This window comes from Actinomadura decatromicini, assembly GCF_008121305.1.
Taxonomy (GTDB): domain Bacteria; phylum Actinomycetota; class Actinomycetes; order Streptosporangiales; family Streptosporangiaceae; genus Spirillospora; species Spirillospora syzygii.
In genome coordinates this window covers 1397412-1415978 of sequence record NZ_VSRQ01000001.1, presented here as the reverse complement: position 1 = coordinate 1415978, position 18567 = coordinate 1397412, and the positions used below count along the sequence as shown (strand labels likewise).

General features: G+C 72.5%; 19 protein-coding genes. 10 read left to right on the top strand and 9 right to left on the bottom strand.

Going from position 1 to position 18567, the window contains the following annotated elements:
• Positions 1-20: 20 nt before the first annotated feature.
• The 3 genes from FXF68_RS05825 to FXF68_RS43660 form a co-directional block, all read right to left on the bottom strand.
• Complete coding sequence (locus FXF68_RS05825) at positions 21-635, bottom strand: TetR/AcrR family transcriptional regulator (protein WP_148757821.1); 615 nt, start codon at positions 633-635, stop codon at positions 21-23.
• Between the two features lie 6 nt (positions 636-641).
• A complete protein-coding gene (locus tag FXF68_RS05820; protein ID WP_148757820.1) occupies positions 642-2189 on the bottom strand; it encodes an MFS transporter in 1548 nt (515 codons plus the stop codon).
• A 74-nt stretch (positions 2190-2263) separates the two neighbouring features.
• A complete protein-coding gene (locus FXF68_RS43660) occupies positions 2264-2797 on the bottom strand; it encodes a CGNR zinc finger domain-containing protein (protein ID WP_148757819.1) in 534 nt (177 codons plus the stop codon).
• A 95-nt stretch (positions 2798-2892) separates the two neighbouring features.
• Here FXF68_RS43660 and FXF68_RS05810 point away from each other — a divergent pair, with 95 nt between their 5' ends.
• Positions 2893-3756, top strand: coding sequence for an alpha/beta fold hydrolase (locus tag FXF68_RS05810; RefSeq protein WP_246178333.1), 864 nt, complete (start codon positions 2893-2895; stop codon positions 3754-3756).
• Between the two features lie 46 nt (positions 3757-3802).
• On the opposite strand, the gene FXF68_RS05805 is transcribed toward FXF68_RS05810, so the two are convergent.
• On the bottom strand, positions 3803-4297 hold the full coding sequence (locus FXF68_RS05805) for a winged helix-turn-helix transcriptional regulator (RefSeq protein WP_148757817.1): 495 nt from the start codon (positions 4295-4297) through the stop codon (positions 3803-3805).
• Positions 4298-4394: 97 nt separating this feature from the next.
• Here FXF68_RS05805 and FXF68_RS05800 point away from each other — a divergent pair, with 97 nt between their 5' ends.
• The gene (locus tag FXF68_RS05800) at positions 4395-5849 is read left to right on the top strand and encodes an MFS transporter (protein ID WP_148757816.1); all 1455 of its coding nucleotides are present in this window, start codon (positions 4395-4397) and stop codon (positions 5847-5849) included.
• A 2-nt stretch (positions 5850-5851) separates the two neighbouring features.
• On the opposite strand, the gene FXF68_RS05795 is transcribed toward FXF68_RS05800, so the two are convergent.
• Positions 5852-6460, bottom strand: a complete 609-nt coding sequence (locus FXF68_RS05795; protein ID WP_148757815.1) for a TetR/AcrR family transcriptional regulator — start codon at positions 6458-6460, stop codon at positions 5852-5854.
• Positions 6461-6525: 65 nt separating this feature from the next.
• Between FXF68_RS05795 and FXF68_RS05790 the strand changes: the two genes are divergently transcribed.
• Both FXF68_RS05790 and FXF68_RS05785 read left to right on the top strand, forming a co-directional pair.
• The gene (locus tag FXF68_RS05790; RefSeq protein ID WP_148757814.1) at positions 6526-7260 is read left to right on the top strand and encodes an SDR family NAD(P)-dependent oxidoreductase; all 735 of its coding nucleotides are present in this window, start codon (positions 6526-6528) and stop codon (positions 7258-7260) included.
• 47 nt (positions 7261-7307) lie between these two features.
• Positions 7308-8045 carry a GntR family transcriptional regulator gene (locus tag FXF68_RS05785; protein ID WP_148757813.1) on the top strand — a complete coding sequence of 246 codons (738 nt, stop codon included), beginning with the start codon at positions 7308-7310 and terminating at the stop codon, positions 8043-8045.
• A gap of 10 nt (positions 8046-8055) precedes the next feature.
• On the opposite strand, the gene FXF68_RS05780 is transcribed toward FXF68_RS05785, so the two are convergent.
• A complete protein-coding gene (locus tag FXF68_RS05780; RefSeq protein ID WP_148757812.1) occupies positions 8056-8769 on the bottom strand; it encodes a phosphatase PAP2 family protein in 714 nt (237 codons plus the stop codon).
• Positions 8770-8970: 201 nt separating this feature from the next.
• Here FXF68_RS05780 and FXF68_RS05775 point away from each other — a divergent pair, with 201 nt between their 5' ends.
• Genes FXF68_RS05775 through FXF68_RS05760 form a run of 4 tightly spaced genes read left to right on the top strand, consistent with a single transcriptional unit; the run spans position 8971 to position 12426 of the window.
• Positions 8971-9936, top strand: a complete 966-nt coding sequence (locus tag FXF68_RS05775) for a tetratricopeptide repeat-containing protein (protein ID WP_187437746.1) — start codon at positions 8971-8973, stop codon at positions 9934-9936.
• A 2-nt stretch (positions 9937-9938) separates the two neighbouring features.
• On the top strand, positions 9939-10685 hold the full coding sequence (locus FXF68_RS05770; RefSeq protein WP_148757810.1) for a PIG-L family deacetylase: 747 nt from the start codon (positions 9939-9941) through the stop codon (positions 10683-10685).
• Positions 10667-11803 (top strand): hypothetical protein, encoded by a 1137-nt coding sequence (locus tag FXF68_RS05765; protein WP_148757809.1) that lies wholly within the window; start codon positions 10667-10669, stop codon positions 11801-11803. The genes FXF68_RS05770 and FXF68_RS05765 overlap by 19 nt, the downstream gene beginning before the upstream one ends.
• Positions 11791-12426, top strand: a complete 636-nt coding sequence (locus FXF68_RS05760) for a hypothetical protein (protein WP_148757808.1) — start codon at positions 11791-11793, stop codon at positions 12424-12426. Before FXF68_RS05765 ends, FXF68_RS05760 begins: the two co-directional genes overlap by 13 nt.
• A gap of 101 nt (positions 12427-12527) precedes the next feature.
• Here FXF68_RS05760 and FXF68_RS05755 read toward each other — a convergent pair whose 3' ends face one another.
• Positions 12528-13898 carry an ATP-grasp domain-containing protein gene (locus tag FXF68_RS05755; RefSeq protein ID WP_148757807.1) on the bottom strand — a complete coding sequence of 457 codons (1371 nt, stop codon included), beginning with the start codon at positions 13896-13898 and terminating at the stop codon, positions 12528-12530.
• A 190-nt stretch (positions 13899-14088) separates the two neighbouring features.
• Here FXF68_RS05755 and FXF68_RS05750 point away from each other — a divergent pair, with 190 nt between their 5' ends.
• Together FXF68_RS05750 and FXF68_RS05745 are read left to right on the top strand one after the other, a co-directional pair.
• Complete coding sequence (locus FXF68_RS05750; protein WP_187437745.1) at positions 14089-15246, top strand: serine hydrolase domain-containing protein; 1158 nt, start codon at positions 14089-14091, stop codon at positions 15244-15246.
• Between the two features lie 48 nt (positions 15247-15294).
• The gene (locus tag FXF68_RS05745; protein WP_222869809.1) at positions 15295-16839 is read left to right on the top strand and encodes an alpha/beta hydrolase; all 1545 of its coding nucleotides are present in this window, start codon (positions 15295-15297) and stop codon (positions 16837-16839) included.
• Between the two features lie 70 nt (positions 16840-16909).
• On the opposite strand, the gene FXF68_RS05740 is transcribed toward FXF68_RS05745, so the two are convergent.
• Together FXF68_RS05740 and FXF68_RS05735 are read right to left on the bottom strand one after the other, a co-directional pair.
• Positions 16910-17953: a hypothetical protein gene (locus tag FXF68_RS05740; protein ID WP_148757805.1), complete on the bottom strand. Its 1044-nt coding sequence runs from the start codon at positions 17951-17953 to the stop codon at positions 16910-16912.
• A gap of 282 nt (positions 17954-18235) precedes the next feature.
• On the bottom strand, positions 18236-18556 hold the full coding sequence (locus FXF68_RS05735) for a cupin domain-containing protein (RefSeq protein ID WP_148757804.1): 321 nt from the start codon (positions 18554-18556) through the stop codon (positions 18236-18238).
• Positions 18557-18567 lie beyond the last annotated feature (11 nt).

Here is an 18567-nt window from a genome sequence, read left to right as displayed (position 1 = left end):
GCGAACACGCGCCGGACGGGCTATTCGCGGGTCCGCTCCAGCACTCTGCCGAGGACGGCTCGGACGCGGTCGGGGTCGGCGTCCTCCTCGTCGAGGAGGATGGCCGTGCACAGGCCGTCTGACAGGGCGACGAAGGCTTCGACGGCGCCCGGGTCGTCCGTCCGCGTGCGGGCGAGTTCCGCGACGTTGTCGCGCCAGCGCCGTGCCACCGGTCGCAGGGCGGGACGGCGGGCGGCCAGGGTGGACAGCTCCCGTTCGGCAAGTGCGCGCTCCCGCCCCGGCCCGGCGGATTCGGCGATGAGCCGGGCGAGGCCGTCGAGCGGGTCGTCGGCGGACTCGATGAGCTGACGGATGCGGGTGGTGTACTCGTCCGTGACGCTGGTCAGGGCGGCGACCAGCAGGTCGTCCAGGGTCGCGAAGTAGTAGAGGGTCAGGCTGGTGGTGATCCCCGCCTCCTTGGCGACGGCGCGGTGGGTGACACCGGTGGCGCCGTCGCGGCGGACGATCGCGAGCGTCGCCTCGATGATCTGCGCCCGGCGGCGCTCGCCCCGCAGCCTGCGCCCATCGGCAGTGCCCCGTTCGGCAGCGTTCTGTCCGGCAGTGCCCTGTCCGGCAGTGTCCTGTTCAGCCGTCATCCCTGCTCACCCGCCGTCTCCGTCCCCGACCGCCGAGGCTACCGGCTCCGCCTCGGGCCCGGCCTCGCCGAGCGGCCGGAGGTGGCGCAGCGCCGCGAAGCAGGCCAGCGCGGCGGCCGCCATGGCGACGCCCGCCACCGCGGCGGCGGCGTTGAGCCCGCTGGTGAACGCGGCCCGCGCCTGGTCGAGAGCCTCCGCCGGCGACCGGCCCGCGAGGGACGAGGCCCCGGAGAGACTGTCGCCGTAAGCGTCGGCCTCGGACGGGGACAGCCCGGACGGCACGTCGACCCCGTTCCGGTAGATCACGGTGGTGAGGCTTCCCAGGAGCGCGACGCCTGCCGCGACCCCGAGTTCCTGCACGGCCTCGGAGAGCGCCGCCGCCGCTCCGGATTTCTCCGCCGGCGCCGCGCCCACGACGATGTCCGTACCGAGCGCGGCGATGACCCCGAGCCCGAGGTAGACGAACGCGAACCCGGCGACCACGCTCGTCCTGCCGTCCGTCCCCGCGAGGGCGAGCAGGGCGTATCCGGTCAGCGACACCGCCAAGGCGCCCGACATGACGACGCCCGGCGACACGCGACCGGCCACGAGCGGGGCGCCGATGGCGCCGGCGAGCATGGCCAGCGCGGGCGGCCCCATCCACAGCCCCGCCGCCGTCGGCGAGAGGCCGTCGACGAGCTGCAAATACTGGGTGACCAGGAACATCACCCCGCCGAAACCGACCAGGCCGACCAGCAGGACGGAGAGTGCCGCCGAAAAGGCCCGGCCGGTGAAGAGCTTCACGTCCAGCAGCGGCTCGCTCAGCCCCAGTTGGCGGCGGACGAACACGACCCCCGCGCCACCGCCGACGAGGAGCGCCACCGATGCCCGGACGTCGACGCCCTCGGCCGCCGCGTGCTTGATCGCGTAGACGATCGGCAGCATCGCCGCGAGGGACAGCCCGACGCTCAGCGGGTCGAGCCGTCCGGCGGCCGACCGGTACTCCGGCAGCAGCACCGGCGCACCGGCCAGGACCAGCGCGGCGATCGGCACGGCGACGAGGAAGGCCGCGCCCCACCAGAAACCGGCGACCATCGCGCCGCCCACGACCGGGCCCGCCGCCATCCCGAGGGCGAACGTCGTCGCCCACACGCCGATCGCCAGCGCCCGCTGCCGGACGTCGCCGAACATGTTGCTGATCAGCGACAGCGTCGACGGCATGAGCGTCGCGCCCGCCACGCCCAGCAGGGCCCGCGCGGCGATCAGCCATCCGGCGCTGGGCGCGAAGGCCGCGAAGACCGAGGCCGCGCCGAACGCCGCGACCCCGATCATCAGCAACCGGCGCCGTCCGACGCGGTCGCCCAGCGTCCCCATCGTGATCAGGAAGCCCGCGATGAAGAAGCCGTAGGCGTCCATGATCCACAGCGTCTCCGTCGCGGACGGGCGCAGGTCCGCCGCCAGGTTCGGGACGACGAGGTAGAGCGCCGTCACGTCGAGCCCGAGCAGCATGGTCGGCAGCGCCAGCAGCGCGAGTCCGGTCCACTCGCGCCACCCGGCGCGTCCCCGCTGTCCCATGCTTTGTGCCACCTTGTCCCATAGATAGTTGAACCAACGTACTACTTGTACGTTGGTTCAACTAAATCCGGGGGCTAGCCGCGGGTGGTGGCGCGGGCGTAGTGGGCCCTGGCCTTGGCGCGGTTGCCGCAGGCGGTCATCGAGCACCAGCGGCGGCGGCCGTTGCGGGACGTGTCGAGGAACCACAGGATGCAGCCGTCCCCGGCGCAGCGGCGCAGCCGGTCCGGGGGAGCGGCGGCGAGCAGGTCGAGGTGGGCGCGGACCGCGAGCCATGCCGGACGCCATGCCTCGTCGTCCAGGACGGGGTGCTCGGCCGGTGCGCCGTCCTCCAGCGAGAGGCGCAGCGTGCCGTGCGCCAAGACGGCGTTGACGTCGTCGTCGACGCCGTCGTCCAGGGAGCGGCGGATCGCCGCCCGCGCCGCCCGGAGGGGCGCGAGGTAGCGCTCCGGGTCGCCGTCGGCGCCGCCGGCAGGCAGGTTGTGCTCGCGCAGCCAGGCGGCGAGCGCGCCGGGCTCGTCGAACTCGTCCAGCATCGCGTCGCCGCTGGGCCATCGCGTGTTGACGAGGTCCAGCGGGAGGGGTTCGCCGGTCAGTGGTCGATGCGCCATCCTTCCATGCTAACCGGCAAGACAAGCTTGACAAGTTAGGCGCGAGCCTGGCTAACTCTGACTGTCGTTATTTATTTCAACGGTTAGGGGCAATGATGGTCGTCCGTCATCACACGGTGCGGGTCAACGGGCTCGACGTGTTCTACCGGGAGGCCGGGGACCCGGCCAAGCCCGTCCTGGTGCTGTTGCACGGGTTTCCCACGAGCTCGGCGATGTTCCGCGACCTGCTGCGCGACCTGGCCGACGACTTCTACCTCGTCGCGCCCGACTACATCGGCTTCGGCCAGTCGGCGATGCCCTCCCCGGACGAGTTCGACTACAGCTTCGACAGCCTCGCCGAGGTCACCCTCGGGCTGCTCGACGCGCTGAGCCTCGACCGCTTCGCCATCTACGTCCAGGACTACGGCGCCCCGATCGGCCTGCGCATCGCCAGCCGGAACCCGGAGCGGATCACCGCGATCGTCACGCAGAACGGCAACGCCTACGAGGACGGCTTCACGCCCTTCTGGGACCTCCTCTTCGAGTACTACAAGGACCGCGAGACCCACGAGCCGGCCGTCGCCGCGGCGCTGGGCCTGGAGGCGATCCACTGGCAGTACACGCACGGCGTCCCCGCCGACCGCCTGGACCGCGTGTCGCCCGACTCCTGGACGCTCGACATGAGCTACCTGGACCGTCCGGGCAACAAGGAGATCCAGGTTCAGCTGTTCTGGCTGTACCAGACCAACATCGCCGCCTACCCGTCCTTCCAGGAGTACTTCCGGGCGCACCGTCCGCCCATGCTGATCGCCTGGGGGCGCAACGACGAGATCTTCGGCGTCGAGGGCGCCCGCGCCTACACCCGCGACCTGCCGGACGCCGAACTCCACCTCCTCGACGCCGGGCACTTCGCCCTCGAGACCCACGGCCGCGAGATCGCCGCCCTCATCCGCGGCTTCCTGCCCCGCGCGCTCGCCTGACCCGCCACCGGCCGTGACCCGTTCGGTCGCCGCCGGTGGCGCGCCGTCAGGTTCGGGCCGGGAGGGCGGCGCGGGCCACGGCGTCGCGTTCGGCCGCCTCGCGTTCGGCGGCCTCCCGCTCGGCGGCGGCGCGCCGGTCGTAGGCGGTGCGGGCGGCGGCGATGGCGCCCTGGTGCTCCTCCGTCCACCCGACCAGGGCGCGGATGGTGCTGTGCAGGGTCGCGCCCATCGGCGTGAGGGCGTAGTCGACGCGGGGCGGGACGGTCGGGTGCACCGTCCGGCTCACCAGCCCGTCGCGTTCGAGGTGCCGCAGCGTGCGGGTCAGCATCCGCTGGCTGACGCCGTCGATCGCGCGGCGCAGCTCGGTGAACCGCAGGCTCCGCTTGTCGAGCAGCGCGATCACGAGGAGCGACCACTTGTCGGCGACGCGGTCGAGGATCTGGCGGACCTCGCAGTCGGCGCGCTGGTCCCACTGGACGACGTCGTCGTCAAGGCCGGTATCACAGGGGTTACCGAGGGACTCCGAAGTTCCGTCTTCCATGCTTACCAATGGTGTCCGACGATGCTGTCGGTTACAAGAGGGAACCGACCGACACTCGGGGAACCACCCCGGACGGCTCCCTCCGCGAAAGGGCGCCATGTCCAATTCCGTGACCGGGTCCGCGGACGGGCCCGTCCGCCTGACGGGACGCGCGCGGGCCGTGCTCCTGGTGCTGTGCGGCGCGATCTTCCTGGAGGGGATCGACGTGGCGATGCTGAACGTGGCGCTGCCGTCGATCCGCGCCGACCTGGGCCTGTCGACCGGCATGCTCTCCGGCGTCGTCAGCGCCTACGTCCTCGGCTACGGCGGGTTCATGCTGCTCGGCGGGCGCGCCGCCGACCTGCTCGGGCACCGCCGGGTCTTCGTCGCGTCGCTGGGCGTCTTCCTGATGTCGTCCGGCCTCGGCGGGCTCGCCACCGAGGGCTGGATGCTGCTCGTCGCCCAGTTCGTCACCGGCGTCGCCGCCGCGTTCATGGCGCCCGCCGGGCTGGCGCTGGTCACGTCCAACTTCCCGGCGGGGCCGGTGCGCACGAAGGCGCTCGGCTTCTACGCCGGGACGGCGGCGGGCGGCTACTCGCTCGGCGTCGTCGCGGGCGGCGTGCTCGCCACCGCCGGATGGCGCTGGGTGTTCTTCGCGCCGGTCGTGCTGTCGGCGCTGATCCTGGCGGCGGCGCTGGCCGTCGTCCGCGACACCGGGGGCGAGCGTCCGCGGGGCGGGTTCGACCTGGCGGGGGCGTTCAGCATCACCGGGGCGATGCTGTCGCTGGCGTACGGCGTCGTCAGGCTGGAGCATCCCGGGGAGGGGAGCGGGCTGACCGTCGTCGTGTTCGCCGCCGGTCTCGTGTTGCTGGGGCTGTTCGTGGTGGTCGAGCGGCGGTCGTCGTCGCCGCTGGTGCGGCTCGGGGTCCTGCGGTCGGCGCCGCTGGTCCGTGTGAACGTCGCCGCGCTGCTCTTCCTGGCCGCGTTCTCGGGATTCCAGTTCCTGGCGACCCTGTACTTCCAGGAGTTGCGGGGCTGGAGCACGCTGGAGACCGGCCTCGCCATGCTGGTGATCGGCATCGACACCGTGCTCGCGCCCGTCCTGACGCCGCGCCTGGTGGACCGGTTCGGCAACGTCCGGGTGCTGTTCGGCGGGGTCGTGCTCGCGGCCGTCGCGTACGCGCTGTTCCTCCCCGTCGGGACGGACTGGACCTACGCCGCCATGCTCCCGTCGCTTGTCCTGCTCGGTGTCTCCTTCGCCCTCGCCTACGGGCCGCTCACCATGGCGGCCACGGACGGCGTCGCGCCGGACGAGCACGGGCTCGCGGGCGGCCTGCTCTACACGTCCGTCCAGTTCGGCATGGCGCTCGGCCTGTCCACCGTCACCGCCGTCAGCGTCGCCGCCGGGTCGGGGATGGACGGCCTGCGCACCGCGCTGATCGTCCCGGTCGTGGCGGCGGCGCTCGGCGCGGTCGTCGTCGCCACCGGCCTCCGCGCCCCGCGCGACGCGCCGCCGACCGTGGCGGCTCCGGCCGGGACGGCCCCGTCCATCCCCTCGGCGCCCGTCGCCTGAGGTCAGTCGAGCCGGACGACGCTGCCGAGCAGGGGCAGCAGCATCCGGCCCAGCCCGGTCAGGTCGGTGCGGAGCCGGGTCGCGATCTCGTCGCAGGCCGGGAAGCCGGTGACCGTCCCGACGACGACGGTGGCCTGGCGGACGCCGAACGGTTCCCGGAGCCGTCCGGCGTCCGCCAGCCGCCGCACGAACCCGCCGATCTGCGCGTGGCGCCAGTCCTCCCGTCCGGCGACGACCTGATGCGCTTCGGGATCGACGGCGGAGAGGCTGATCAGCCGCCGGAGCAGCTCGGGGTCGGCGCCCCAGAATCGGCACAGCTCGCCGACCATCGCGGTGAAGGCGGCGGCGGGGTCGCCGATTTCGGCGGCCTCGCGCATGCCTGCGACCAGCCCCGACCGCTGGGCGAGGTCCTCGCCGACGGCGTCGAGGAGGCCGAGCTTGGAGTCGAAGTGCCGGTAGATGGTGACGCGGGTGACGCCCGCGTCGGCGGCGACGTCCTCCAGGCTGAGCCGGTGGTAGCCGGACTCGACGAGATGCCGCCGGGCCGCGTCGAGGATCCCGCGCCTCGTCCGCTGGACGTTCGCGGCCCGCAGGCCCGTTTCCCTCGCCATCCAGTCATGATACAGCTTGTATATTGTGATGCAGGTCGTAACATGAACGGAAGAGGGGACGAGGCATGGCCGACCGGCAGGTGGCGCTCGTGACCGGCGCGAACAAGGGGCTCGGCAAGGAGACGTCCCGGCAGCTCCTCGGCCGCGGGATGACCGTGTTCATGGGCAGCCGCGACCCGGAGCGCGGCGCCGCGGCGGCCGCGGACCTCCGCGGCGCCGGGACGGCCGTCCCGGTGCGGCTCGACGTCACCGACGCCGCCGACGTCGAGGCCGTGGCGGACCGGCTGCGCCGCGACCACGGACGCCTCGACGTGCTGGTCAACAACGCCGGAACCGTCGTCGACCGGCTCCCCGCCGACACCACGGCGGCCGAGCTGCGCGAGACCTTCGAGGTCAACGTGTTCGGCGTCGTCACGCTCGTCCACGCGATGCTGCCGCTGCTGCGCGCGTCGGCCGCGCCGCGGATCGTCAACGTGTCCAGCACGACGGCGTCCCTGGGGCTGACGAGCGGCGGCGCCGACTTCGGCGGCGACGCCGACCGGCGGATGGCGTACGCGGCGTCGAAGGCCGCGCTGAACATGCTGACCGTGCAGTACGCGCGCGCCTTCGCCCGCGACCCGGACCTCGCGCACATCGCGATCAACTCGGCGACGCCCGGCTACACCGCCACCGACCTCACCGGCCACCGCGGCACCCGGACCGTCGAGGAGGGCGCCCGGATCATCGTGGACCTGGCCGCGTCCGCGGACGCGATTCAGACCGGCGGCTTCTTCAACGACCGCGGGCACGTGCCCTGGTGATCGCCTCGCCGCCGCCGGATCGGGCGATGATCGGATATGCATGAAGGGTGATCGATCCCTCCGGGCCCATGCCGAAGTACCTCCAGCTCCGCGCCATCCTGCTGGACATGATCGAGAACGACCGGCTGCCGGTGGGGGCGCCCGTCCCGTCCGAGCGCGACCTCTGCCGCAGGTTCGGGCTGTCGCGGGCGACCGTCCGGCAGGCCGTCGACCAGCTCGTCGCCGAGGACCGCCTCCGCCGCGTCCAGGGGAAGGGCATGTTCGTGGCGCGTCCGAAGGTGTGGATGCCGAAGGAGCTGGTGTCGTTCACCGAGGACATGCGCGCCCTCGGCATGGCGCCCGGGTGCGTCGACCTCCGCGCCCGGACGATCGAGGCCGACGCGCGCCTCGCCGGATACTTCGGCGCGGCGCCCGGGCTGGCTGTGCACGTGCTGGAGCGGCTGCGGCTCGCCGACGGCGAGCCGATGGCGGTGGAACGTTCTCATGTCCCGGCGTCCCTCGCGCCGGACCTGTTCGCGCGCCGCGCGCCCGGCGGCTCCCTGTTCAAGGTGCTGGAGACCGAGTTCGGGATCGTCATGGACGAGGGCGACCAGACGATCGAGGCGGGCCCGGCGGGGCGCGACGACGCCACGCCGCTCGGCGTCGCGCCGGGCGCCGCCGTGTTCTTCCTGCGGCAGCGGACGTACAGCCGCGGCGTCTGCGCCGAGGTCGCCTTCTCCACCTACCGGGCCGACCGGTACCGCATCCACCTCGGGTTGAAGTCCCCGCGCCGCTCCGCCGGATAGGCGGGCGGAGTCAGCGTTTCGGCGGTTTCGCGCGTTCGGTGAATTCGGCGACTCGGTCGATCAGGCGGGCGGTGGTTTTCGTGGCGAATACCGTCCACAGGACGAGGGGGCCGAGCAGCCAGCCGCCGATCACGTCGCTCGTCCAGTGGTAGTCGCACCACACCAATGCCGTTCCGTACGAGCCCGCCGACACGGCGATGACGGCTCCGATCGCGCACAGTTTCCAGCGGGTGAGCGGCCAGGCGGCGAGGATCAGCGCGGTCCCGTAAAGGGTGAGGAATGTGGTGGTGTGGCCGGACGGGTAGAAGCCGGTCCCGCCGTTTCCCGGATCGGCGGGATTGGGGCCCGTCCGGTGGTAGAGCAGTTTCGGAATCATCACCGTGACGACCAGCAGCGACACGGCCGCCACGGCGTACGGCATCGGCCGGACGTCGCGCCGGAGGAACGCCAGGGCGAGGGCGACCAGGGCCAGGACCGTCCCGGCCGCGAGCGGGTCGCCGACCTTGGCGTACTGCCGGGCCGCGCGCGTCGGGGCGGGCCATCCTCCGTCCGCCGTGGCGTGGACGACGGCGTCCCTGATCGTCACGTCCAGGTGGATGACCGGGCCTCCCACCAGGACGAGGAGGGTCCACACCGCCAGCGCGACGGCCAGCGCCAGGGGCGCGGCGGCCCGCCGCCACCGGCCCGCGCCCGGCTCGGCGGGCGGCGCGACAGGTCGTCGCATTTCGGACGCACGCACGAGCCAACCCCCGGTCGCCACCTGTGCCTGGGCTCCACGTCCGGGACGAGGTCGGCGCGGCGGCCCCTTCGCCCGGCAGGACGACGGTACAGCGCGCGGTCGTCCGGCCGCGGCGACGCGCCGCTGTCCCGGTCCATTGTTGTGTAAGATCATCGGCAGTTGTACGGCCCCCCGAGAAGGTGCTTCTTGACAACCGCCGAATCATTAGGTGATCGGGAACTGCGGCAGCGGAGAGAGCACGCCGACCGGCTCGGCGACGGGGGCGAGACGTCCCGCGCGATCGCCCTCCTCGGAACGCTGCTCCCGCGCTTTGCCGACCACTACGGCCGCGCCCATATCGAGACGCTGACCACCCGCGACTTCCACGCGCACTGGATCGGGGAGGCGGGCGACCCGCAATACGCGCTGCGCGCTTTCCGGGAATATCTGCCCGAGTGGGAAAGGGTCGCGGGCCCGGAACATCCGAACACGCTCCATTGCCGCCAGAATCTCTCCTTCTGGACCGGCGAATGCGGTGACTTCGCCGGCGCGGCCGACCTGTGCCGCGACCTCCTGCCCGTCCGGGAGCGGGTCCTCGGCGCGGAGCACCCCGACACCCTCACGACGCGGCACCGGCTCGCCTACTGGACGGGCGAGGCGGGCGACCACGAGACCGCCCTCGAAGCCCTGTGCGCGCTGCTCGCCGTCCGCGTCCGGCTGCACGGCGCCGAGCATCCCGGCACGCTCACCACCCGGCACGAGATCGCCCGCCGGACGGGCCTCGTCGGCCGCCCCGGCGAGGCGGCCGCGCTGTTCCGCGAGCTCCTGCCCCGCCGCGAGGCGGCGTGGGGGCCGCGCAACGCGAGCGTGCTCACCACCCGGCACGAACTGGCCCGCTGGACGGCCGAGGCCGGGGACCCGGCGACCGGCCGCGCCCTCCTCGAAGAGCTGCTGCCGATCCGCCGGGACGTCCAGGGCCCTGACCATCCGCGCACGCTCACGACCGGCCACGAACTGGCCCGCTGGACCGCCGTGACCGGCGACGCCACCGCCGCGCACGCGCTCCTCGCCGACGTCCTGCGGCGCCGCCGCCGCGTGCTCGGGCCGGAGCATCCGCACACGCGCGCCACCGAGTCGTTGCTCGGCGGCCCGCCGTCGCCGGAAGGCGCCTAGCGGTGGCCGCCGCCGAAGGGGCGGTGCGGGTGTTCTCGCCCCACCTCGACGACGCCGTCCTGTCGGCGTCCGTGCAGCTCACGCGCCCGCACGCGGAGGTCGTGACGGTGTTCGCGGGCGCGCCGCCCGCGAGCGTCGAGCACACCGAATGGGGGCGGCTGACCCGCGCGCGATCGGCCGCGGAGCGGCACCGGGAGCGGCTGGCCGAGGACGACGCGGCCATGTCCATGCTGGGCTGCGCCCGGCGGCGGCTCGACGAGCCGGAGGACGAGTTCCGCACCGGCGAGCTCGACCTCGGACGGCTGGCCGACCGCCTCCGGGCGGAGATCGCGGGCGCCGCCGAGATCTGGATCCCGGCCGGGATCGGCGGCCACCCCGACCACGTCGCGCTGCGGAGGGCCGTCCTCGCCGCGCTGGACGCCGCCGCTGACCGCGCCACCCCGGTCCACCTCTACGCCGACCTCCCCTACACGATCTCGCACGGCTGGCCGACCTGGGTCACCGGCGCGGAGCCCGCCGAATACCTCGACCCCGACCGGTGGGTCGTCGACGAGCTGGTGAGCAACGGCGTCGACCCGGACGCGCTGGTCGGGCGGGCTGTCCGGCTCGCGGCGGACGAGCGGGAGCGGAAGGCCCGCGCCGTCGGGGCGTACCGCAGCCAGCTCCCGGCGCTCGGGCTCGGCCCCGCCGACCCGCACCGGTGGACGGCGCTCCTCGGTCACGAGGCCGCGTGGCGGCTGGCGCGATGACCGTGCGGCTCAGCGCGGTGATCATGCATCATCCGCGCCGGTCCGCGCTGCTGCCCGGACTGCTGAGGTCGTGCGCGCCGCTGGCGCCGAGGGTCGTCGAGGACCCCTGCCCCGGCGGCCCGCCCAGCGCGTTGCGGACGGCCAAGCGCGCCTGGGCGGCGATCGCCGCCGACGCCACCCATCACCTCGTTCTGCAGGACGACGTCGTGCCCGTCCCCGGCTTCGCCAGGGAACTGACCGAGGCCATCGCGCAGCGTCCCGGCTACGGGCTGGCGTTGTGCGTCAATTGGAACAGCCCGCACAACTCCTATTTGACGCGCAAGGCCGCTCTCGCGGGACGATCCTGGGCTCCGCTTTCCCCTTATGAATGGACGCCGACGTTGGGGTTGGTGTTGCCCGTCCAGGAGGCGCGGGCGTTGGCCGAGCACCTGGCCCCGCTGCCCGATGACGCGTTCTGGGGCGACGACGACGAGGCGATCATCGACTTCCGCAACCAGCGCGGCCTGCGCATGGCCGCCACGATCCCGCATCTCGTCGACCACACCGACCATCCGAGCCTGGCGGGCAACGACCTGGACGGTTCCCGGCACGGGACCGTCCTCGCCCCTGGTCTGCGCCTGCCGCCAGGGCATTGGGCCGACTCGCCGGATGAGACCGGGTTCACCGGCGGGCCGCGTGAATTCACCGTGGAATTGCGCGGGTCCCGCTGCCTGATCAGGTTCGTGCGTCCGGGCGCGGGCGAATACGTGTCCCATCCGTACGGCTGGTATTGGCTCGACTGGTGCGGTGTCGCGGGCTTCGATCCGGACGCGATACTCGACGGTTTCGCCGATTTCCTTTCCGGCGGGCCCGGCGCGGACGGCGTCACGATCGCGGACGCGACCGAGGTCTGGGCCGCCGGTTACCTGCTCGGCGCCGACCTGGCGCGTTCCGGGGTCCGGGCGGCGCCGGACGGGCCCGTCCGGGCCGCGCTGCGGACGGCGGCGCTGGAATCGTGGATCGACTCGGGGCTCTGTGCCCGTCCGGCGGCGGACGTCCGCGCGGCGTACGCGGCGATCTGCGCGGCGGGGTGCGCTCGCGGATCGTCCGACCACAGCGGGGCCGCGTGTCCGGTGTGACGGCGGTCGTCGAGCGGATGGCGCGGCGCGAGGCGGCGGTCTTCTTCCTCCGCTCGCGCGAGATGACGCCGCTGGTCGCGAGGGTGATGCGCTGCCCGGCGTGCGGCGCGGGCACGGACGATGCCGAGGAGTACCTGCACGGCCTCCCGGTCTGGGGCGGCCCGCCCGCCGTTACCGTCCTGCCCGCGACCGAGCCGCGCCCGCCCGGCGGCGACCCGGCGCTGACGATGCTCGCCTGCGAGGCACTACCCGCCCGCGCCTTCCTCCTGATAGCCGAGGCCGCGCACGGCAATGTGGCGCTGGACGTCCGAACCCGCGCAGCCGCCTGGACCACACGCCCGCCCGGCCCCGAGCCGGCCGCCCTCCACGCCCTGGACGCCGCCGAACGCTGGGCCGACGTCCTCCCGCTCCGGCCGTCCGGCGACGCGGTGCTCCCCATCTCCACCCGCCTACGCCCGGACCCCCGTCAGGAATGGCAAGCACATCGAACACGACTCGCACAGCACTTCCTAACGCCCCACTGCACGGCGCACTCGCTGCGGGAACTGAACGAGACCTACCAACGAGTCCGCATCTGCGCAGCCGCCGACCTTCTCGTGCGCGAGGGTCAGCTTGGGTATTGACGTGCTGAGAACATTGCGACCTCGGTCAAGTGGACGTCCGGCGGGGTGCACAGGACGTGGCGCACCTGGGCGCCGTCAGGGTCAGCCCTGTGTCGCGGACGTCATCGGACGAAGACGCTTCCCTCTCCGGAACCGCACACGGGATTGACGTTCAGTTCGCTGGTCGCCCAGCGGCGTATCCCGCCCGCGAAACGGCGGTCGACGAAGAAGGCGCCGGTGACGGAACGCGCGGGCGCCGTTCGCATCTGCCCGTCCTGGAAGAAGGCGAGGCGTTCCGTCTCCGATGGGATGAAACGCTGCACCACCCAGAGGCGGTCGTCGTCGAGCGCGCGCTCGATGCTCCGCGCCCATTCCGATTCCGCCATCGTCGCGCCGAAGGCGACGTCCGCGCCGCCGTACCCGTCGACCGGTTTCAGGACGAGGCCGTCCCGGTGCCGCGAACAATGGTCGAGGAGGTCGATCGGGGCGCCGTCGCGGGTGGTTCGTCCGTCCGCCAGAAGGCGGGTCCAGGGCAGGACGTTGCGAACGTCGGCCGCGTTCGGAACGGTGCCGCTGTCGGCGGCTTCGGAGAGCATGGCCAGCAATGTCTTGTTGGCGAACACGTCACCGACGAAATCGCCGACGAGGACGACTCGTCCGGCGGCGATGTGGTCGAGCAGCCGCCGCCACCGCCCGGCCCTTTCCGGGTGGTCGTCCTCGACTTCCTCGAAGAACCGGTACAGGGCCGCGACGCGCTTTCCTTCGAGCGTGACGTGGCGGCCGGTGAGGTCGAGTTCCTCGACGGGCGCGACCACGGCGTTGAGCCCGCCCCGCCTGACCTGCGATTCCAGCGCGCGGCGGAACACCGGGGGCATGTTGTCGCGCCCGTCCGCCCAGTAGGCGATCACCACGAGATCGCCTGCCCGGAGCCGTTCGGTCGCACTGATGTGCGCGGCGAGCGAACTGACCGTGTCGACGGAACAGACCCCGGCCTCTTTCAGGAAATGCTCCGCCCTCGGCCACCCCACCAGCGCGCGGGCGAGCAGGTCGCTTTCGCCGAGCCCGCCGAGCCAGGTGCCCGCGTTCAGTTCGAGCAGGCGCGGGATGTCCCCGTGCCAGATGACGTCGGGACGGGCGATCCGCGCCCAATCCTGACGCCGCGCGACATGGAGAAGACCCGTCTTCCAGCGCTCGATCCGGAGAGCCTCGGCCGCCTTTCCGGGATCGTCCTCGAAAGTCGCCCGCAGCAAATGGTCGACGCCCGCCATGACCGCCCGGACGCCCCGCTCCAGGAATTCGATCGCACTCCGGGAGAGGATCTGCGGGGTAACGGTGTGGCGCCATTCGTCCAGGCGGTATCCCAGTTCGACGAACTCTCCCATGGCCCGGCCGGGGGAGACGGGCGACGGGCTGAGGAATTCCGCCGCCTCGTCCGGGTTCTCGGCGAGCAGGCGGTTGAACGCCTCCGTCACATCCAGGGCCCCCGTCGGCATTCCGCACCGCTTCCATCCCGTCCGATGATCACGAGGGTAGCGGCCGGTCGCGGCGGCGGGCGGCCGAAACGGGGACGCCGCCGGTGTCGATGAGGCTGGCCCCCCTGTTCGCGGTCCGGGGAGCCTCAATGCGGATCCGGGAGATCGCCGCAATGTGCCGGGCCGGGACGCGAACCTAGCGTCGTCGTACATGACCACAAGTGAATCCAGGCGGGGACGCGCCGTCCGGGGGACGGTCGCGGTGCTCGCGGCGGGCGCCGTGATCGGCGTCCCGGCCGTGGCTCCGGCACCGGCGCGGGCCGCGAGCCCGCGCGGTTGCGATCATGCCGCCGCCCGGCAGGTGCTGAACCGCATGACGGGCGTGCACGGGATGCCCGGCGCGGCGGTGCGGGTCGACGACCCGCGCTGCGGGACGTGGACGGCGGCGACCGGAACCGCCGACCGGCGGACCGGGCGTCCCATGGACGCCGCCTCGCGGACCAGGGTCGCCAGCATCACCAAGACGTTCACCGCGACCGCGGTGCTCCAGCTCGCGGCCGAGAAGCGGATCTCGCTGGACGCGCCCGTCGCGCGCTACCTGCCCGGCCTGCTCGACCGGAACGGCCACGACGGCCGGAAGATCACCGTGCGGAGCCTGCTGAACCACACCAGCGGCCTGCCCGACCACATGGACAGCTTCGCGTCCGCCGACGAGTTCCGGTACCGGCATTTCGAGCCGAGGGAACTGGTCGACCGCGCGCTGTCGCTGCCCGCTCCCGAAACCGAATGGCATTACTCCACCACCAACTACGTCATCGCGGGACTCCTCATCGAGAAGGTGACCGGGCACCGCGCGGAGGACGAGATCCAGCGCCGGATCATCGGCCCGCTGCGGCTGCGCGACACCTACTGGCCGGGCGACGAACTCCGGATCAGGGGCCGCCACCTGCACGGCTACGTCCGGCGGCAGGACGGCAAGCTCGTCGACTACACGGAGATGAACACCACGGCGGCGTGGACGGGCGGCGCGCTGATCTCCACCCAGCGGGACGTGTCCGCGTTCTTCGGAGCGCTCCTCGGCGGCCAGCTCGTGCCGCCCGCGCTGCTCGCGGAGATGAAGGACGCGGTCGCCCTCGACCCCGACCGCGTCTGGGACGGCGCCGCCTACGGCCTCGGCCTGATCGGCACGCCGCTGCGCTGCGGCGGGACGTGGTGGGGCCACGCCGGCGACATCGACGGCTTCACCTCGATCGCGGGCGTCGCCCCGTCCGGCCGCCGGGTCGCGATCGCGTTCAACGAGAACCCCGCGACCAAGGAGGCGTTCGACGACGAGCTGAACCTCGTCCAGACCGCCCTGTGCGACAAGTGACGCCTGTGCGACAAGTGATGTGGTGCGACAAGTACGGAGGCGACAATGGTGACCGCGATCCGATCGGTGGCCGTGCTCACGGTGGGCGCCGCCGCGGCCGCCGCGCTGGCGGTGTCCGCGCTGCCGGGGGCGAGGCCCTCGGCCGCCTCGACGTCCGGCGGCCTGAGCCGGTTCTACCAGCAGCGGCTCGACTGGAAGGCGTGCACGCTCGGCGCGGACGACGAGACCGGCAAGGAGTTGGACGCGGCCGGGGCCCGGTGCGCGGACGTGACCGTCCCGCTCGACTACACGAAGCCGGACGGCCGGACGATCAAGGTGGCGATCTCCCGGCTGAAGGCGTCCGGCCCGGGGCCGCGGCTCGGCATGATGCTGCTCAACGGCGGCGGGCCCGGCGCGGCCATCGACCTGCCCCCCTACATGCGGAACCTGATGGGCGCGGCCGGTCCGCGCTACGACCTCGTCGGCATGGACCCGAGGTCGCTCGGCCGCAGCGCCCGGGTCGACTGCGGCTGGCCCAGCGCCACCTGGATCAAGGGCGCCGGGCCGACCCGCCGCTCGTTCGAGCAGGGCGTGGCCTTCGCGAAGGACCTGGCGGACCGCTGCGCCCGGACGAACGGCGACGTCATCCCGCACATCAGCACCCGCAACATCGCCCGCGACATGGACGTCATCCGGGGAGCGCTCGGCGAGAGCAAGATGTCCTACAACGGGGCGTCCTATGGGACCTACCTCGGTTCGGTGTACGCGACGATGTTCCCCGGCAAGCTCGACCGCGTCGTCCTGGACAGCTCGCAGGACCCCTACTCCTGGGGCCCGCGCCTGATCGCGGGAACCGAGGGCGCCAACGAGCGCGCCCTCGCCGCGTGGGCCGGATGGGCCGCCGAACGCAACAGGACCTACGGCCTGGGCGACACCCGTGACAAGGTGCTCGCGGTGGTGCACGGCATCGCCGCCGAGTCGGGCCGCCGCCCGCTCGCGGTCGGCCCGTACCGGGTGGACGCCTCGATGTTGCCGATCGTGCTGATCGACAATCTCGGCACGGACGAGGACGGCGCCCGCGCGGTCCTCACCGGGTCGGTCCGGGTGCTGCGGGAGGCCGCGGCGGGACGTCCGGCCGAGCCCACGCCCGAGCTGGCCGACGAGCTGTCCTACCTGCTGACCGGCGCCGGTTCCGCCGAGGGGAGCGGCCAGTCCGCGATCATCTGCGGGGACCGGGCCGCGCCCCGCGACCCGGCGTTCTACTGGCGGGACGTCCAGCGGCACCGCCGCTCGTCCCCGGTGTTCGGGCCGCTGGCCCGCAACATCCAGCCCTGCGCGTTCTGGGCGGCGCGCCCCGCCGAGGCGCCGACGAGGATCGACGCGGACCTGCCCGCGCTGATGGTGGCCGCGACCGGCGACACCCGCACCACCTACGAGCGGAACGAGACCGTCCACCGGCTGCTGCGCGGCTCGCGGATGATCACGCTGGACGCCTCCGTCCACGCGCCCTACCAGCGCGGATACCCGAACACGTGCGTCCGGGACCGGGTGAACGGCTACCTGCTGACCGGCCGCCTCCCGGCCGAGGACCAGAACTGCCCGCCGGAGAAGTGACCGCATGACGGCGGGAGCCCCGGATCGGGACCGCTCCCGATCCGGGGCTCCCGGATCCGCTGCTGGAGGATCAGGTCGAATTCCCTGATTGGAGATTCGAGTCGTGGACGTCCATGACGACGGCGCCGCTCGTATCGCTGTCGCCTATCTGGGCGTTCACGTCGCCGGTGCCGCCGGTCACCACATTGGAGTCGTCGTAGGTCGCGATGTTGCGCTTTCCACGGACGGTCGTGCCGAGGTTGTCGTAGCCGTCCGCCCCGATCGTGAGGGAGTTCTTACCGGTGGCGTTGGACGCCCCCTCGTCGGTCACCGTGCTGGAGGTCTGGCCTTTCGGGGGGACCGGCGCCGCGGGCTGGGCGACCGGCGTGAACGTCGGCCGGGGGTCCGCTCGCCTGGCGTTGTCGTCGTTGTTCTCGTCGCCGTCCTCGCCGTCCTCGTTGTGGTCGCCCGACTTGACGGTCGAGCCCGATACGTCGACGGCGTTGAGGCCGCTCGAATCGGTGTCCCCGGTGTTCGCGTTGAGCCGCCCGTTCCGGTTCACGAACAGGTTGGAATCGTCGTAGACGGCGATCTGGTCCTCGCCGGAGACGTTCACCGAATGGTCTTCGTATCCCGAGATGGCGGTGCTTTGCCCCTTCCCTGAAACGGGAACCGGGAACTGCGGTGTCGCGGCTCGCGTGCGCGTTTTCCGGACGGGCCCCGGCTTCGCGACGCGGGAGCCCGCCGGGTCCAGAGACGTCTGCCCGGTCTGGGCGGGAGGCTGCGGCGAGGTCACGACCGGGGCCGGGTCGGTCGGAGTCGCGGGCGGGCCGGTCGTCGAGGTGCCGGACTGGAACGTCGAGTTCTTGTCGTCGATGCCCAGGGTCCCGCTTGAGGAGACGTCGCCAGTGTTCGCGTTGGGGCGGTTGCCCATCCCGACCGCCGCCACCGACCGGTCGGTGACGATGGTGTTGTTGTTGCCGTAGACGTGCACCACCGTGACGGGCGCTTTGGCGCCATTCCCGACATGCTGCGACGGCCGCGGCGCGCCCGGAGGGGTCGCGGCGTGGGCGCCGTTGCCGAGCAAGATCGTTCCCGCCGCCGCGATGGCGATCACGAAAATGCGAAACGTCATACTTCCCCCTTCTCGGACGCGCGCGGAGACCCTGAACCGGCGCGTCGATGACCCCGTTTCGATTTACCGCAGCATGGTAACGAGGGCGGGCAGAAGGTCGCCAAGGAAAACGTTTAATGCAGTGCCAACATCATGCCAGCCTTCTCGTTCGGGGTTCGAGGGGCGGCCTTTTTCGCGTCCATCGGCATTCGTTTCCGCCGGTCAGAAGCGATGCCCCGGCAATTCGTCGCGATGGCGAGAATGCGGGTGGTATTTCCGATATCAGGGAACGGGTCGGCGTTCTCAGCCTTCGGGGTAGAAGAGGAACAACGTGCAGCCCGTCGTGGTCTGCGGGACGTGACTGGACCCGGCCGGGGCATGGATGAACGACCCCGCCGGGTAATCGCGGACGCCGTCGTTGAAGACCCCCGACGTCACGAAGACCTCCTCCGGGCCGGGCTCGTGGACGTCTATGCCCTGCCAGCGGGTCCCCGGGTCCATTTCCAGCACGTGGGCGGAGGCGCCGTTGTCCCCCTCCCACAGCGTGCGCAGGCGGATGCCCGGGAAGAGTTCACGAACCGGGGCGTCCTGGACGGCGGCCCACACGTAATCGACTGTCGCCATGAGGCCAGGCT

Excerpts from the sequence above, each read along its gene's own strand:
- FXF68_RS05825 (WP_148757821.1), bottom strand. The coding sequence starts at position 635 with ATGACGGCTGAACAGGACACTGCCGGACAGGGCACTGCCGGACAGAAC.
- FXF68_RS05820 (WP_148757820.1), bottom strand. The coding sequence starts at position 2,189 with ATGGGACAGCGGGGACGCGCCGGGTGGCGCGAGTGGACCGGACTCGCG.
- FXF68_RS43660 (WP_148757819.1), bottom strand. The coding sequence starts at position 2,797 with ATGGCGCATCGACCACTGACCGGCGAACCCCTCCCGCTGGACCTCGTC.
- FXF68_RS05810 (WP_246178333.1), top strand. The coding sequence starts at position 2,893 with ATGGTCGTCCGTCATCACACGGTGCGGGTCAACGGGCTCGACGTGTTC.
- FXF68_RS05805 (WP_148757817.1), bottom strand. The coding sequence starts at position 4,297 with ATGGAAGACGGAACTTCGGAGTCCCTCGGTAACCCCTGTGATACCGGC.
- FXF68_RS05800 (WP_148757816.1), top strand. The coding sequence starts at position 4,395 with ATGTCCAATTCCGTGACCGGGTCCGCGGACGGGCCCGTCCGCCTGACG.
- FXF68_RS05795 (WP_148757815.1), bottom strand. The coding sequence starts at position 6,460 with ATGGCGAGGGAAACGGGCCTGCGGGCCGCGAACGTCCAGCGGACGAGG.
- FXF68_RS05790 (WP_148757814.1), top strand. The coding sequence starts at position 6,526 with ATGGCCGACCGGCAGGTGGCGCTCGTGACCGGCGCGAACAAGGGGCTC.
- FXF68_RS05780 (WP_148757812.1), bottom strand. The coding sequence starts at position 8,769 with ATGCGACGACCTGTCGCGCCGCCCGCCGAGCCGGGCGCGGGCCGGTGG.
- FXF68_RS05755 (WP_148757807.1), bottom strand. The coding sequence starts at position 13,898 with ATGCCGACGGGGGCCCTGGATGTGACGGAGGCGTTCAACCGCCTGCTC.
- FXF68_RS05750 (WP_187437745.1), top strand. The coding sequence starts at position 14,089 with ATGACCACAAGTGAATCCAGGCGGGGACGCGCCGTCCGGGGGACGGTC.
- FXF68_RS05740 (WP_148757805.1), bottom strand. The coding sequence starts at position 17,953 with ATGACGTTTCGCATTTTCGTGATCGCCATCGCGGCGGCGGGAACGATC.
- FXF68_RS05735 (WP_148757804.1), bottom strand. The coding sequence starts at position 18,556 with ATGGCGACAGTCGATTACGTGTGGGCCGCCGTCCAGGACGCCCCGGTT.